General features: G+C 45.9%; 1 protein-coding gene. It reads left to right on the forward strand.

Annotated elements, in window-relative coordinates:
- The coding region (locus R7R78_RS24860; protein WP_225474464.1) for a PilZ domain-containing protein at positions 1-931 on the forward strand (931 nt) is incomplete at both ends.

Below are 931 nucleotides of genomic sequence, written 5' to 3' on the forward strand. Positions count from 1 at the left end.
TCGTCTAACGGAAACCAATGTCGTTGCGCGCGTCATCGACGAAGCATTAAACAGTGCCGCCAAGCGCGCACGTCATGACAACCAAGATAAAATCATTCGTGCACGCACACGCGGTTATGAGCACATTGCACTCAAACACACGAGCAACTTACCACTGTTTTTTGATGGTAACGAACTCAAGCTAGCGATGCTGACACCAAACAACCAAAAGTTGTGGCAGTACTGGCACGATGAGAGAAATCAACAAGTGTTTGGCTCCTTGTTTAACGAGCAACGCGTCGCTTCTTTGATCAAACAAGGTGTGAAAGGCACCAGTAACGTTTTGTACTCGTTTACTCATGAACATGAAAACAAAACGTACTTCTACTCGATGCTTAGACCCGAAGCGACTCGCGAACAACGCCAGCTGTTTTGGCATTTAGGGGCTAAGCGAGAAAGTTGGCGTGCGTTTCGAATTTCTATTTTTGAGTTATCTGAGCAAGAGAAAGAAGATCTTGCACTATTCTCTCCAGAGTTAGCCGAAACCTCTCAGTCACTGACTCATATCGGAATTTTGCAAGAAATCGCTGACGAAAAGTCGGGGCAAGATTACCTATTAACAGAAAAGCCGCGTTTGCCAGCCAACACGTTAAATGCCTTTCGTCATCCTCGAAAAATCACTGGCAACCCTAAAGGTATCTATTTCGATGCTCAATCGCGCCGTAAAGAACCACGCTATCGATTCAAAACGCCACTTGACCTCAGTTCGGGTGAGTTAAAAGCAGCAGGTTCAACCGTTGATATTTCTAAGCGAGGCTTGGGGATTCGTTTAGATGAGCCAACGATGTTACGCTCGGGACAAGAAGTGCAAGTTAACTTTCGTGAGTTACAACTTTACGATAAAAAGCTGCCTCTCATGGCCGTTCCATATCGCGTTATTCGAGTCAGCCCT

This window comes from Vibrio sp. 2134-1 (genome assembly GCF_033339495.1).